At 57.5% G+C, this 13,535-nt stretch carries 13 protein-coding genes, 1 rRNA gene and 1 pseudogene; 10 read left to right on the forward strand and 5 right to left on the reverse strand.

What is annotated here, in order from left to right; translation table 11 throughout:
• Both BIS10_RS12480 and metK read right to left on the reverse strand, forming a co-directional pair.
• Window positions 1-550: pseudogene (locus tag BIS10_RS12480) on the reverse strand (DNA ligase B); the annotation flags it as partial.
• A 189-nt stretch (window positions 551-739) separates the two neighbouring features.
• Entirely contained in the window at window positions 740-1,960 is a 1,221-nt protein-coding gene (gene metK / locus BIS10_RS12485; protein ID WP_044630435.1) for a methionine adenosyltransferase, read from the reverse strand.
• Window positions 1,961-2,206: 246 nt separating this feature from the next.
• On the opposite strand from metK, the gene tkt reads away from it, so the two are divergent.
• The 7 genes from tkt (at window position 2,207) to BIS10_RS12520 (ending at window position 9,213) form a co-directional block, all read left to right on the forward strand.
• On the forward strand, window positions 2,207-4,198 hold the full coding sequence (tkt, locus tag BIS10_RS12490) for a transketolase (protein WP_253505687.1): 1,992 nt from the start codon (window positions 2,207-2,209) through the stop codon (window positions 4,196-4,198).
• 36 nt (window positions 4,199-4,234) lie between these two features.
• A complete protein-coding gene (locus BIS10_RS12495; protein ID WP_083023722.1) occupies window positions 4,235-4,588 on the forward strand; it encodes a CidA/LrgA family protein in 354 nt (117 codons plus the stop codon).
• Window positions 4,578-5,300, forward strand: coding sequence for an LrgB family protein (locus tag BIS10_RS12500; RefSeq protein ID WP_159340558.1), 723 nt, complete (start codon window positions 4,578-4,580; stop codon window positions 5,298-5,300). The genes BIS10_RS12495 and BIS10_RS12500 overlap by 11 nt, the downstream gene beginning before the upstream one ends.
• Before the next feature lie 59 nt (window positions 5,301-5,359).
• On the forward strand, window positions 5,360-6,388 hold the full coding sequence (locus tag BIS10_RS12505) for a type I glyceraldehyde-3-phosphate dehydrogenase (protein ID WP_074211222.1): 1,029 nt from the start codon (window positions 5,360-5,362) through the stop codon (window positions 6,386-6,388).
• Between the two features lie 59 nt (window positions 6,389-6,447).
• The gene (locus BIS10_RS12510) at window positions 6,448-7,617 is read left to right on the forward strand and encodes a phosphoglycerate kinase (protein WP_253505689.1); all 1,170 of its coding nucleotides are present in this window, start codon (window positions 6,448-6,450) and stop codon (window positions 7,615-7,617) included.
• A 65-nt stretch (window positions 7,618-7,682) separates the two neighbouring features.
• Window positions 7,683-8,747, forward strand: a complete 1,065-nt coding sequence (gene fba / locus BIS10_RS12515) for a class II fructose-bisphosphate aldolase (protein ID WP_253505691.1) — start codon at window positions 7,683-7,685, stop codon at window positions 8,745-8,747.
• Between the two features lie 121 nt (window positions 8,748-8,868).
• Window positions 8,869-9,213, forward strand: coding sequence for a hypothetical protein (locus BIS10_RS12520; RefSeq protein WP_253505693.1), 345 nt, complete (start codon window positions 8,869-8,871; stop codon window positions 9,211-9,213).
• A 10-nt stretch (window positions 9,214-9,223) separates the two neighbouring features.
• Here BIS10_RS12520 and BIS10_RS12525 read toward each other — a convergent pair whose 3' ends face one another.
• Window positions 9,224-9,715, reverse strand: a complete 492-nt coding sequence (locus BIS10_RS12525) for a hypothetical protein (protein ID WP_083023720.1) — start codon at window positions 9,713-9,715, stop codon at window positions 9,224-9,226.
• 249 nt (window positions 9,716-9,964) lie between these two features.
• Between BIS10_RS12525 and BIS10_RS12530 the strand changes: the two genes are divergently transcribed.
• From BIS10_RS12530 to BIS10_RS12540, 3 genes are read left to right on the forward strand one after another with little or no spacing between them, the layout of a single operon-like run.
• The gene (locus BIS10_RS12530; protein ID WP_253505695.1) at window positions 9,965-10,663 is read left to right on the forward strand and encodes an HAD family phosphatase; all 699 of its coding nucleotides are present in this window, start codon (window positions 9,965-9,967) and stop codon (window positions 10,661-10,663) included.
• Window position 10,664: 1 nt separating this feature from the next.
• Window positions 10,665-11,039: a translation initiation factor Sui1 gene (locus BIS10_RS12535; protein ID WP_083023719.1), complete on the forward strand. Its 375-nt coding sequence runs from the start codon at window positions 10,665-10,667 to the stop codon at window positions 11,037-11,039.
• A 49-nt stretch (window positions 11,040-11,088) separates the two neighbouring features.
• Window positions 11,089-11,997, forward strand: a complete 909-nt coding sequence (locus BIS10_RS12540) for a nuclease-related domain-containing protein (protein ID WP_253505697.1) — start codon at window positions 11,089-11,091, stop codon at window positions 11,995-11,997.
• 8 nt (window positions 11,998-12,005) lie between these two features.
• Here BIS10_RS12540 and BIS10_RS12545 read toward each other — a convergent pair whose 3' ends face one another.
• Together BIS10_RS12545 and rrf are read right to left on the reverse strand one after the other, a co-directional pair.
• A complete protein-coding gene (locus BIS10_RS12545; protein WP_253505699.1) occupies window positions 12,006-13,337 on the reverse strand; it encodes a deoxyguanosinetriphosphate triphosphohydrolase in 1,332 nt (443 codons plus the stop codon).
• A gap of 107 nt (window positions 13,338-13,444) precedes the next feature.
• Window positions 13,445-13,535 (reverse strand): 5S ribosomal RNA (gene rrf, locus BIS10_RS12550); the annotation flags it as partial.

Consider the following 13,535-nt stretch of genomic DNA (forward strand, 5'->3'; position numbering starts at 1 on the left):
CCGCAGAGACGGGCTCAGGAAGCGTTACGGGCACACCGGGCAGTTGCTGAACCCGCACCGTCCAATCCTGCCCCCGCTCGCCGTCTCCACGGCTAACAGCCTCGACGAGCTCCCCATTCTGATAACGCAGCGTCACCGCCACGCCATCCACCTTGGGTTGAATCCATAGGTCTTCGCGGCGGCTAGCAAAGCGTCGAATACCTTCTTCATCGGCTTTAGTGAGTCCGGTTTGAGCGGCCGGATGCGTGCGGGTACCGTCGCTGCTGGTCACTCGGGTAAGCGGCTGGTGGGGAGTCGGGGAATCCAAGCAAGCTTGCCAGTTTTCCAAGCGTGCCAGCGCCTGATCGTACAGCTCATCAGCAATCAGCGATTCGCCGTCATCATGGTAAGCGCGGTCCCACACTTCGATATGTTCAGCTAGCGCCTGGGTTTCCAGCGCCAGCCGCTCGGCGGGCCAGTCGGGGCACATGTCTGCCTGTGCGGAAAAAGTGACACTCATTAACCAAGCTGCCGCTAGGCCCGCCATTCCGGTGATTCGCCAACCCGGCATACGCATCCTCACGTGGTGAACGGGAGATTTTTCAGCCCTTATTAAAGTTAACTTATATGAAACTGGCAGAGATGCAATGCGTATATGACCACTCTCAGAGCTGCGTTCGGCACATAAAAAAGCGCCCCCTGGCGTTAACCAGAGGGCGCTTTTCGCTAACCCATGGCGCTCATTGCGCTTGCGGGAAGCTTATAGGCCAGCGGCCTGACGCAGCGCGTCTGCTTTGTCAGTTTTTTCCCACGGGAAGGCTGTAAACGTCTCGGTGTGCGTTTCGCCTTTGTCGTCTACCCAGCTGTAGCTGTGCTCAAACGGCTCGCGGCCAAAGTGGCCATAAGCCGCCGTCAGACGGTACATCGGGTGCAGTAGATCCAGCATCTTGGTGATCGCGTAAGGGCGCAGATCGAAGTGCTCGCGCACCAGATCAACAATTTTAGCGTCGTCGATTTTGCCAGTACCGAAAGTGTCGATAGACACGGAGGTCGGCTCGGCCACGCCAATGGCGTAGGAGACCTGAATCTCGCACTTGTCCGCCAGGCCCGCTGCTACGACGTTTTTCGCCACATAGCGGCCAGCGTACGCGGCGCTGCGGTCTACTTTCGACGGATCTTTGCCCGAGAACGCGCCGCCACCGTGGCGCGCCATGCCGCCGTAGGTATCGACGATGATCTTACGACCGGTCAGGCCACAGTCGCCCACCGGGCCGCCAATCACGAACTTGCCGGTCGGGTTGATGTGGTATTGGGTGTTGGCATCCAACCACTCAGCGGGAATCACCTGCTCAATGACTTCACGCTTAATCATTTTGCGCAGGTCTTCTTGATCGATTTCCGGGTCGTGCTGAGTCGACAGGACAATCGCATCCACGCCACACGGTTGGCCTTCAGCGTTATAGCGGAAAGTGACCTGGCTCTTGGCATCCGGACGCAGCCACGGCAGCAGGCCGTTTTTACGCAGCTCCGCCTGACGCTCGACCAAACGGTGCGAGTAGTGGATCGGCGCAGGCATGAACGAATCGGTTTCGTTCGTGGCATAGCCAAACATCAGGCCCTGGTCGCCCGCGCCTTGGTCTTCCGGCTTGGTACGATCAACGCCCTGAGCAATATCGACACTCTGCTTGCCAATCAGGTTGATGACGCCGCACGTGGCACCGTCGAAGCCCACCTGAGAAGAGGTGTAGCCGATATCGGTAATCACATCACGCACCAGCGTCTCTAGATCCACCCACGCGGAGGTGGTGATCTCACCGGCAATAATGGCAACGCCCGTCTTCACCATCGTTTCACAGGCAACGCGGGCCTGTTTATCCCGGGCGATAATGGCATCTAACACCGCGTCTGAAATCTGGTCGGCAATCTTATCGGGATGGCCTTCGGAAACGGACTCGGAGGTAAACAGGGAATATTCGCTCATCGCGCACTCGACCCTCTGTATGACGGCTGCTCTGTTATGACCGCAGCATCAGCAGGAAATCATGGCAGGAAGTTCCCTGCCCGTATAAAGAAGCGGCACCATCACTTTCACCACCACTTCGGGAGCCAGAGTCTACACGCTGTTGCAAGTTCTTCCCACAACGTGCCCCTGAGAATTTGCCGCCGCCGGGGAAGTCAGCGACAATAGCGCCTTTATTCTTTCCGTTTTCAGGCGAGGAGCACCCCCATGCCGTCCCGTTTTGAGCTGGCCAATGCCATTCGCGCCCTTTCCATGGATGCTGTTCAGAAGGCCAAATCCGGCCACCCTGGCGCCCCCATGGGTATGGCTGATATTGCCGAGGTGCTGTGGAATGACTACCTCAAGCACAACCCCGAAGACCCCAAGTGGGCTGATCGTGATCGGTTCGTGCTGTCGAATGGTCACGGCTCCATGCTGCTCTACTCGCTTTTACACCTAAGCGGCTATGAGCTGAGCCTGGAACAGCTGCAAAACTTCCGCCAGCTGCACTCGCCCACCGCTGGCCACCCGGAGTTTGGCTACGCTCCCGGCATCGAAACCACCACCGGCCCGCTGGGCCAAGGCTTTGCCAACGCGGTGGGTTTCGCGATTGCCGAGAAAACCCTGGCCGCGCAGTTCAATCGCCCAGGCCACACCATCGTTGACCACCACACTTGGTGTTTCTTGGGCGATGGCTGCTTGATGGAGGGTATCTCCCACGAAGCGGCGTCCCTGGCGGGCACTCAGCAGTTGGGCAAACTGATTGCCCTTTACGACGACAACGGCATCTCTATCGATGGCGAAGTCGAAGGCTGGTTCACCGACGATACGGCCAAGCGCTTTGAGTCCTACGGCTGGCACGTGGTACCGAACGTCGACGGCCATAAGCCTGAAGAGATCAAGGCGGCCATTGAGCTGGCGAAGAGCCATGACGACAAGCCAAGCCTGATCATCTGCAAAACCATTATCGGTTTTGGTGCCCCCAACAAGCAGGGCAAAGAAGAAGCTCACGGCGCACCGCTGGGTGACGACGAAGTGGCTCTGGCACGTAAGCAGTTGGGCTGGGAGCACGCGCCTTTCCATATCCCCGAACCGATTTACTCCGCCTGGGATGCCCGCGACGCCGGTAAAACGCGCCAGCAAGAGTGGGAAGGCCGCTTCGCTCGCTACACCGAAGCCTTCCCGGAAGAAGCGCGTGAATTCAAGCGCCGCATGAAAGCGCAGCTGCCCACGGAGTTGGCGACTGAAGCGCTGATCCAGCAGGCCCAAGAGAAAGGTGAAAGCATTGCCTCGCGTAAAGCGTCGTTTGAAGCGCTGAACGTGATTGGCCCGCAAATGCCAGAACTGCTCGGCGGCAGCGCTGACTTAGCGCCGTCTAACCTGACATTCTGGAAAGGCGCGAAAGCGATCACCCCCGACGATGCCAGCGGCAACTACCTGCACTACGGTGTGCGTGAATTCGGCATGGGCGCGGTGATGAACGGTATCGCTCTGCACGGCGGATTCGTGCCGTACGGCGCGACCTTCCTGATCTTTATGGAGTACATGCGCAACGCCGTGCGTATGGCGGCGCTGATGGGTCAGCAGGCTATCTACGTGTTTACCCACGACTCTATTGGCCTGGGCGAAGATGGCCCGACGCACCAGCCGATTGAGCAGCTCACTAGCCTGCGCACCACGCCGAACCTGAACACTTGGCGCCCCTGTGACGCCGTGGAGACCGCCGCTTCCTGGGATGCCGCGATTAAGCGCCACTCTGGCCCGACGGCGCTGGTACTCTCGCGCCAGAACCTGCCGCACCAGCAGCGTACCAAGGCCCAGCTCGCGTCTATCCAGCGCGGTGGCTATGTGCTGAAAGATAGCGAAGGCACCCCAGAGCTGATCCTGATTGCCACGGGCTCCGAAGTCTCCCTGGCGATGGACGCCGCGGCCGAGCTGGAGCAGCAGGGTAAAGCCGTACGCGTGGTTTCCATGCCTTCGGCATACCGCTTTAACGGCCAAGACGCTGACTACCGTGAAAGCGTGCTGCCCAAAGCCGTGACCAAGCGTATTGCCATCGAAGCTGGCCATGCCGACTACTGGTACAAATACGTTGGTCTCGATGGCCGCGTGATTGGCATGACCACCTTTGGCGAGTCGGCCCCGGCTGGCGAGCTGTTCAAGCACTTCGGCTTTACCGTCGAGAACATTGTTAAACAAGCCAATGAGCTGCTGGGTTAATCCCCCGCTCACGGGTCACGCAGTGCGGGCATCGCGATGCCCGCACTAAACGGTCTGCTATGGCTAATTAGCTACTGGTTGATCGGAGAAGTGGTCATTCACTTCTCCGGTTTACCCATCTCTTCTGGGGTGGTGGGCATGCTGCTGCTGTGCGCCACCCTCGCTATGATCGGCAGGGTGCCCTCCAGCCTTGCTGCCGCTGCCCAACCGCTGATTGCACTCCTGGCTATGCTGATTATGCCGGGCGTGGTGGGTGTATTCTTTATTCTGGATGAGCTGGCAGGCCAATGGCTGGCCATTGTGGCCGCCCTGCTACTCGGCACGCTGCTCAGCGTGTTCACCACGCTATGGTTACTAACGCGTTTGATGGGACGCAGCCATGCTGACTAACCTGCTGCCCACCTTAACCGCAACGCCTTTACTGGCCGTTGGACTAACGCTGGCCGCTTATTTGGTGGGCAGCGCAGTTTTTATACGGCTGGGTAAGCCCTCCTGGCTGCCCGCTATTTTGATCGCGGCACTCCTTTTGGCCGCAATACTGGCGCTGTTGGGGCTGCCTTACGCCACCTACCAGCAGGGCGCTACGTGGCTAACCGTGCTGTTAGGCCCCGCTACGGTGGCGCTGGGTATGCCGCTTTACCAGCAACTGCCGCGCATCCGTGAACTCTGGCGACCGCTAGCCGCCTGCCTGCCTATTGCTGCTGCTTTGGCGGCTTGCTATGCCTTGGGCATTGCGTGGCTGTTGGGAGCGAGCCCAGACATTTTGGCCTCCATTGCGGCAAAGTCGGTGACCGCGCCTATTGCCATCGGCATCACCGAACAGCTCGGCGGCAACGTTGCGCTATTAATGGGCTCGCTGCTAGTGACCGGCGTGCTGACCATCCCCTTTGTTAGCTTGGCGGCTCGGCTGCTACGTATCAACGATGAGCGCATCATCGGTTTTGCTCTGGGGCTCAATGGGCACGCCATTGGTACAGTGCGAGCGTTTGATATTAGCCCTACCGCCGGGGCGTTTGCCTCGCTCGGAATGAGCCTAACCGGTATTTTTACCGCGCTGCTGCTGCCGCTGGCGTGGCGGCTAGTGGGCATCGGGGCTGGGTAAGCAACCCCCGGTGAAATACGCTATCATCGGGCCACTTTTTCTAAGAGCCGCATCGCAACATGGCGAACGCTTCCACTAAATATCGCATTGCTATCAATGGTTATGGGCGCATTGGCCAGTGCGTGCTGAGGGCACTGGTGGAACGCCAACACCCAGAACTTGAGGTGGTGGCGATTAATGAGCTTTCTGACCTCGCCACCATCACGTATCTCACCCGTTACGACACCACCCACGGACGCTTCCCAGGTGAGGTGGACAACGATGGCAGCGCCTTGCTCGTCAACGGCCAGCGCATCCACGTGCTGTGCGAACGCGACCCGCAAGCGCTGCCCTGGGGTGAGTTGGATATCGACCTAGTGTTGGAGTGCTCGGGTAGCTTTAAGGATCGCGCCACCGCCGAGCAGCACTTAACGGCTGGGGCCAAGCGGCTGCTGTTCTCCCAGCCCGCTGAAAACGATGTGGATGCTACCATCGTGTGGGGCATCAACGAGCATGAGCTTGCCCCCACGCAGCGCATTCTCTCTGCGGCGTCCTGCACCACCAACTGTTTAGTGCCGCTGCTTACCGTGCTGGATGAAGCATTGGGTCTGGAGCACGGCGTCACCACCACGATTCACTCGGCGATGAACGACCAGCCGGTGATCGATGCGTATCATCAAACCGACCTGCGCCTAACTCGCTCTGCCATGCAGTCGATCGTGCCGGTGGATACCGGCTTGGCAGTGGGTATCAGCCGTCTGATGCCGAGCCTGGCCGGGCGTTTTGAGTGCCTGCACGTGCGGGTACCCACCATCAACGTCTCGGCCATGGATGCCGCGCTGACCGTACGCCGCGATACCAGCGCCGCCCAGGTGAACGCGCTGCTACACAGCGCCAGCCAGCAGCGCTTGCAAGGGGTGCTAGGCTATACCGAAGCCCCCATGGCATCGATCGATTTTAATCATGACCCCCGCTCTGGCATTCTAGACGCCACCCAAACCCGGGTGGCTGGCACACGCTTGATCAAGCTGCTGTGCTGGTTTGATAACGAGTGGGGCTTTGCCAACCGCATGCTGGATATCAGCCAGCGCTTGGCAACGTTTCGCTAATTGATGGGTAGCATCACCTAGCGCTCTTACATTCGCTTGAACACGAGGAAACCGCTCACATGAACGTGCAAAAAATGACCGACCTGCCCCTGGAAGGGCAGCGTGTGCTGATTCGTGAAGACCTGAACGTGCCGATCAAAAACGGCCGTGTTTCCAGCGATGCCCGCCTTCGCGCCGCACTGCCGACCATTCAAGCAGCGGCCAAAGCGGGTGCCAAAGTGATGCTCATGAGCCATCTGGGCCGCCCCACGGAAGGCGAGCCTGCCGACGAGTTCTCCTTAGCTCCCGTGGCCAAGCACCTTGGCGAGCTGCTGGGTAGCCCCGTCAAACTGGTCGACGACTACCTCGACACCGCGCCCACGCTCAGCAACGGCGACGTGGTGCTGCTTGAGAACGTGCGTTTTAACAACGGCGAGAAGAAAGACGACGAACAGCTGGCCAAGCAGTACGCCGCGCTGTGCGATATCTTCGTGATGGACGCCTTCGGCACCGCCCACCGCGCTCAAGCTTCTACCCACGGCGTGGCCCGCTTTGCGCCCACCGCCTGTGCAGGCCCGCTGCTGGCTCAAGAGCTAGACGCACTGGAGAAAGCCTTAGCGAACCCGGCGCGCCCGATGGCGGCTATTGTGGGCGGCTCCAAAGTCTCCACGAAGCTCGACGTGCTGACCGCACTCTCTGATAAGTGCGACCAGCTTATCGTCGGCGGCGGGATCGCCAACACCTTTATCGCGGCGGCAGGCTATAATGTGGGCAAATCGCTCTACGAAGCCGACCTGATCAGTCAAGCCAAAGCGCTAATGGAGAAAGTCTCTATTCCGCTGCCCACTGACGTTGTTGTGGCAACGGAGTTCTCTGAATCCGCAGAAGCAGTGGTGAAACCGGTGGACCAGGTCGCTGATAACGAGATGATTCTGGATATCGGCCCGGACACCGCTGCCCACTTGGCCAGCCTGCTCAAAGATGCTGGCACTATTTTGTGGAACGGCCCCGTGGGCGTTTTTGAGATTGATCAGTTTGGCAAAGGCACCGAGGTGCTCTCCCATGCCATTGCTGACAGCCGCGCATTTTCCATTGCCGGTGGCGGTGACACCCTCGCTGCGATTGATAAATACGCCATTGCCGACCGTATTTCCTATATTTCCACCGGTGGCGGGGCGTTTTTAGAGTACGTTGAAGGCAAACAGCTACCGGCTGTTGCTGCACTTGAAGCTGCGGCCAAGCGCGGCTAATACGTAATAATTGAACTTGCACGCTCACTGCACCCGTTCACACTGACAACCTATAAGGTGACCCCATGGCTTTAATTAGCATGCGCCAGATGCTCGACCACGCCGCCGAATATGGCTACGGTATTCCCGCGTTCAACGTCAACAACCTTGAACAAATGCGGGCTATCATGGAAGCCGCCGATGCCACCGACTCTCCGGTGATCGTGCAGGCCTCCGCTGGCGCGCGTAAATACGCGGGTGCCCCCTTCCTGCGCCACCTGATTTTGGCAGCAGTGGAAGAGTTTCCGCATATTCCGGTAGTGATGCACCAGGATCACGGCACCAGCCCTGCGGTATGCCAGCGCTCTATCCAGCTCGGTTTCTCCTCCGTCATGATGGACGGCTCGCTGGGTGAAGATGGCAAGACGCCGATGGATTACGACTACAACGTTGACGTCACTCGTCGCGCAGTAGAAATGGCCCACGCCTGTGGCGTCTCTGTAGAAGGCGAGCTGGGCTGCCTGGGTAGCCTGGAAACCGGCATGGCTGGTGAAGAGGACGGCATTGGTGCCGAAGGCAAGCTGGATATGGAACAGCTGCTGACCGACCCCGAAGAAGCCGCTGCGTTTGTAAAGGCTACTCAGGTCGACGCGCTGGCGATTGCCATTGGCACCAGCCACGGCGCGTATAAATTCACCAAGCCGCCGACCGGCGACACGCTTTCCATTCAGCGTATCAAAGAGATCCACGCGCGCATCCCGGATACCCATCTGGTCATGCACGGCTCCTCTTCGGTGCCGCAGGAGTGGCTGGAAGTGATCAACCGTTACGGCGGTCAAATTCCGGAAACCTACGGCGTACCGGGTGAGGAAATCGTCGAAGGCATCAAGCACGGCGTGCGCAAGGTGAACATCGACACCGATCTGCGCCTAGCGTCCACCGGTGCTGTGCGCCGTTTTATGGCAGAGAATCCGTCAGAGTTTGATCCGCGCAAATTCTTAAAAGAAACGGTCACCGCTATGCGTGACCTGTGTATTGCCCGCTACGAAGCCTTTGGCACTGCTGGCAACGCGAGCAAAATCAAGCCGATTAGCCTGGAAGCGATGTTCCAGCGCTACGAGCGCGGCGAGTTGGCTCCTAAGATTAAGTAAGCAGCTAAGCAATTAGCAACGCTAAGGCGGCCTTCGGGCCGCCTTTTTTGTTGCAATGCAGCACCAATAGGCTATTACTAGAGAGCGCCACCCCACATTTCTTCACCAGGCAGCCCTCACTATGAAGCACTCCCCAATGCCCCTGTTTACTCCGCCCACCGCCATGTTTGATGTGTGGAAGGTCGGAATGATGGGGATGGAACTATGGAGTTCGTCGCTATCCACGATCGCCATGCGTCAACAGCTATGGCAAACACAGCCCTTTTTTAGCCCGTCTATGATGCGCGAAAACCAGCGCATGGTGACCGAAAAAATTGAGGCCAGCATAGAAGCTGGCCTCGTAATGCAAAAAGCGTTTTTCAGCGCGATGAGTGGTCAGTACGCCCCCTGGTGGATTACCAGCCAGAAAGCGATGAAACCCTATCATCGACGCAGTAGCGCCAACTCACGACGCCTCTCCCGCTAACGGCGGTAGGTTACTCGTTATCGTCGTTGCTCTGCTCATCTTCACCGCTTTCAATCGCATCTTCAGCGCTGCCGGTACCACCCGTGCCACCTTCGGTATTTTCGCTATCGGCATTAGTACTGTTGCTCTCTGTATCAGTACTGGTGCTCTCCGTCTCAGCGCTGCTGCCCTCGGTGTCAGAGCCAGTGTTCTCTGCCTCAGTGCTGCTGCTATCTGCCTCAGTGCTGTTATTTGCAGTGTCTTCAGTGCTGCTATCGACTTCGGCCGTGTCAGTGTCCTCTTCAGCACTAGACGCTTCCGAAGCCGACATATCAGAGGAAGGCTGCTCATCGCGCTGAACAGAACCTGCCTTAATACCGTACTTCTCTTCTAGCGCCGCATCATCCAGCGCTTGGTGCTGCTCGCTATCGGCGTTGGTCTCAGGTTCTGCCAACACGCTAGCCGCAGAGGCCATCAGCGCGGTACCAAATACAAATGAGAGTAACCAAGGGTTGAATCGCATATACATCTCCATTTTATGGTTATTGCGGCGTCGCCTAACTACTATAGCGCTTCTCCTAGCGATTAACATAGATTGCCTTAAAAACCGGGTAGTTAACTTAATGATGGCATAGGCAAATGGCATCTAGGGGCAAGCTAACCGTAAAAAATTATAAAACAGTGTTCACAAAGTCCCAAAAATCTCGTTCAATAGCAGTCTAGTCGGCTTAAATTAACGCGAGTAGCGCTTGTAGCGCTGCAAGGAACTTCCATGCCGCTTCCACTTCTGCTGTTTGATTGTGATGGCACCCTCGTCGATAGCGAACCCCTGCTTGCTGAAGAGATGGCCCGGGGCCTCAATACGGTGGGCCTACCGTTTGCCTCCTCCGATTACCTAGGGGAGTTTCGTGGTGCCCGCTTCCGACGCATTGTGGCAGAACTTCAAACCCGCTACGGTGAAGTAGATGCGGACCGGTTAAACCGTATGGAACAAACCATGCGGGCCAATCTGGCAGACCGGTTAGCCAACGAGTTAACCACCATTCCCGGTGCCCGGGAATCACTTGACGCCCTATCACGCTATCCAAGCGCGGTGGTATCGAACGGGCCAGAAACGAAGATTCGCACCGCACTCAATGCCACGGGGCTTAGCCATTACTTTGCTCACCGTCTATTTAGTGGCTACACCGCTAACTGTTGGAAGCCAGAGCCCTGTTTACATCTTCACGCAGCCAGTATCATGGGGTTTGCGGCAAAAGACTGCATTGCGATTGATGACGCCTTAGTTGGTGTTCAAGCAGCACTGCAAGCGGGCATGACAGTGATTCATTTGAATCGCTTCCCCGATGCCGAAGCAACACCGGAAGGCGCTATTATGATTAGTAATATGTATCAACTGCCTGCCGTTGTTGAACAACTGACCCACGAGCGATGGCAGGCCACCATGCCGCATCACTCTACAGAGAAATAGTATGGCTTCATTACGTGATCAGCTCGGTGGCCTTGTTTACTCTACCGAGCATGGCAAAACATGCCCCGACTGTCGGGCACCTATTGACGAATGCCGCTGTGAAGACACCAGCGAGCAGGCACGGCTTGCTACGTTAGATGGCATTGTACGCATCCGCCGTGAAACCAGCGGGCGTAAAGGAAAAGGCGTGACTACCATCAGCGGTATACCGCTGGCCCACGCTGAACTTAAGACGCTGGCCAAAACGCTTAAACAGCGCTGTGGTACGGGTGGTGCAGTTAAAGAGGGCGTGATTGAAATTCAAGGCGATCATCGCGAAACACTGCGCGATGCCTTAACCTCAATGGGTTATAAAGTAAAATTAGCTGGCGGTTGATGCGTCCCACGCACACTCCTAGCTCATGGCGAAAGGGCAAGGCACGACAATGGTTTGGTTGGAATACCTGCTACCGCTCATCTTTTTGTTCCCCATGGCGGCGATGGGCGGCATTGTATTAGCCTTGCGTAGCCTTCACGATGCCCGCGTGCACTCCCCCTTTGACGCGCCGCTGCGCGAGCCTGGCCAAGCTCTTCGCCACCGCTTGGATCAAGCCTTCTCTAGCCTATTTCTGAATGGCACTCTCGGGCCATTAATCAGTCTCGCGCCGTTGGTCTACGGCATGGGACGTATGCTGTTTGTGGATAAACAGGATTGGGTAGAGTGGGCGCTGTATGGTTTGCTGAGTACGCTGCTGGTACTGGCCTTTTCATTACTGCTAGTACGCGACTACCAGCGCATTCGCCGTTTAAAACTCGGGCTTGCCTGCGAGCTGGCGGTGGGCCAGGAGCTGGAGCGCTTAGTGCGCCCCGAAGCGCATCCTTATTATGTTTTCCACGATGTACCTACCGACAGTTTCACTATCGATCATGTCGTCGTGACGCCTCATGGCGTGTTTGTGGTGGAAACCCGGGCAAGGGCGCTGGCGATTGGTACCGATGGCAAGGAGCTGAACTGTGTGGCGGTAGAGCGTGAGCGGCTACGCTTCCCCCACTGGCAGGAGCGGCGGCCGCTGCATAAAACCCGTCAGGGTGTCAGCTGGCTTACCCAATGGTTAGAGCGGCGCTGCGGCGTACCCGTACCCGTGAAAGGGGTGTTAGTGCTTCCCGGTTGGGAAATCGACACAAGCGAAGCTGCGTCAGATATCTTGGTAGTGAGCGGCGAGCAGCTTGCCCGCCAGCTTACCGAATTAACCCCAGGACAGATGAGCGATGCCATTCACGATAAAGTCATCCATATTCTGCTGGAACGGGCACGGCTGATGGAGCTCAAGCACCTCCGCCAGCCGTCCGTTTAATGGATCGCTCAGTCGCCGCGTAAGCGACCGCCCATCTCTTGGGCAAGATCGACTGCGTAGTGGTCGGTCATCCCGCCAATGAAGTCCAGCATCCGCCGGTAGCTGTCATAGAGTGTCCACGAGGGTAGCGGTGTATTCTCGCCAATTAACGCCAGCACCCGCTGGTGTTTGAAAGAGCTTTGCCCCGTGTGGTGCAACTCATGGGCCGCACCGATGAAAGCTTCTAACAGGATCCCCAGCGTGGTGTAAGCACCAATCTCCAGCTTCGCCTTGCGCTCATTCTGGAAAATACGCTCACGAGCCAGCTGCTTGGCAGACTGCACACCCCAGCCTAAATCCGGGTGACACAGCTCTAATAAATCTTCGCTGAGGGTGCCGCTGAGTAGCGCCTGCTCATGCTGTACAAATACTGCCCCCACATCGTTTACGGCCCGCTCCATGGCAGCACCTCTGAGTAGGGCGATACGGCGGCGTTGCGAGACATTTTTACGCTGCATCTCGGCATACTCCGGTGGGAACTCACCGGCAATTTGACGCAGAATCTCAACCACTTCCTCGTAGCGCAGAATGCCCATCTCCAGGCCATCTTCCAGGTCTAATAAGGCGTAGCAAATATCATCTGCCGCTTCGACAAGCCAAGCCAACGGGTGGCGGCACCAGCGCTGCTCCCCTTGGGGAAGTAACCCAACCGCATCCGCGACCTCTTTTAACAGCGCCTGCTCTGACTGGTAGCAGCCAAACTTACCCGCCCTGCCGCTATAGCGTACCGTCCAGGGATATTTCAGCAGCGTGCCAAGCGTAGCCGCCGATAAGCGCATGCCACCGTTGAACTGGTTGTACTCAATCTGGGTAATCACGCGAAAGCCTTGAGCGTTGCCTTCATAGGTCAGCAGGTCTTCGCGCTCAGCCTCTGATAGGCCATCCAGCAGGCCACTGCCCTGGGCACGGCGAAACCAGTCGCGTATCGCGTACTCACCGGCGTGACCAAAGGGCGGGTTACCGATGTCATGGCCCAGACACGCCGTTTGCACAATAACGCCCAAATCAGCGGGGGTAATCCAGTCAGGGAGGCGGTCACGCAGCAGCTCGCCCACAATCATTCCGAGAGAGCGGCCGACACAGCCAACCTCAAGGGAGTGGGTTAAACGCGTGTGGATGTGATCGTTTTCAGTCAGAGGGTGCACTTGGGTTTTACGCCCCAAGCGTCGGAAAGAGCCGGAAAAGACAATGCGATCATGATCTTTATGAAAGGGGCTACGCCCAATTTCCCGGGTGCTATCTGTTCGTTTATCGTGAAGGCGTCGAGGGGAAAGTAACTGATCCCATTGCATTTGTGTCATAGCGCTCCTCCTTGGAGTTCACATTCTGACATAAAAACGCGGACATAAAACGACAGATAGAAAAACAAAAAACCCAGCCTATTGGCTGGGTTCTTTGCAGTATAAGTGCCTGACGATGACCTACTCTCGCATGGGGAGACCCCACACTACCATCGGCGCTAAGCGGTTTCACTGCTGAGTTCGGCAAGGGATCAGGTG

Origin of the sequence: Halomonas sp. 707B3 (assembly GCF_024158645.1) — a bacterium.
Lineage (GTDB): Bacteria > Pseudomonadota > Gammaproteobacteria > Pseudomonadales > Halomonadaceae > Vreelandella > Vreelandella lionensis.

Bases quoted from the DNA above. Each gene is read 5' to 3' on its own strand.
- BIS10_RS12545 (WP_253505699.1), bottom strand. From the start codon at position 13,337: ATGACACAAATGCAATGGGATCAGTTACTTTCCCCTCGACGCCTTCAC.
- BIS10_RS12520 (WP_253505693.1), top strand. From the start codon at position 8,869: ATGAAGCACTCCCCAATGCCCCTGTTTACTCCGCCCACCGCCATGTTT.
- metK (WP_044630435.1), bottom strand. From the start codon at position 1,960: ATGAGCGAATATTCCCTGTTTACCTCCGAGTCCGTTTCCGAAGGCCAT.
- BIS10_RS12495 (WP_083023722.1), top strand. From the start codon at position 4,235: ATGCCCGCACTAAACGGTCTGCTATGGCTAATTAGCTACTGGTTGATC.
- BIS10_RS12500 (WP_159340558.1), top strand. From the start codon at position 4,578: ATGCTGACTAACCTGCTGCCCACCTTAACCGCAACGCCTTTACTGGCC.
- BIS10_RS12530 (WP_253505695.1), top strand. From the start codon at position 9,965: ATGCCGCTTCCACTTCTGCTGTTTGATTGTGATGGCACCCTCGTCGAT.
- BIS10_RS12510 (WP_253505689.1), top strand. From the start codon at position 6,448: ATGAACGTGCAAAAAATGACCGACCTGCCCCTGGAAGGGCAGCGTGTG.
- BIS10_RS12525 (WP_083023720.1), bottom strand. From the start codon at position 9,715: ATGCGATTCAACCCTTGGTTACTCTCATTTGTATTTGGTACCGCGCTG.
- tkt (WP_253505687.1), top strand. From the start codon at position 2,207: ATGCCGTCCCGTTTTGAGCTGGCCAATGCCATTCGCGCCCTTTCCATG.
- fba (WP_253505691.1), top strand. From the start codon at position 7,683: ATGGCTTTAATTAGCATGCGCCAGATGCTCGACCACGCCGCCGAATAT.
- BIS10_RS12540 (WP_253505697.1), top strand. From the start codon at position 11,089: ATGGTTTGGTTGGAATACCTGCTACCGCTCATCTTTTTGTTCCCCATG.
- BIS10_RS12505 (WP_074211222.1), top strand. From the start codon at position 5,360: ATGGCGAACGCTTCCACTAAATATCGCATTGCTATCAATGGTTATGGG.
- BIS10_RS12535 (WP_083023719.1), top strand. From the start codon at position 10,665: ATGGCTTCATTACGTGATCAGCTCGGTGGCCTTGTTTACTCTACCGAG.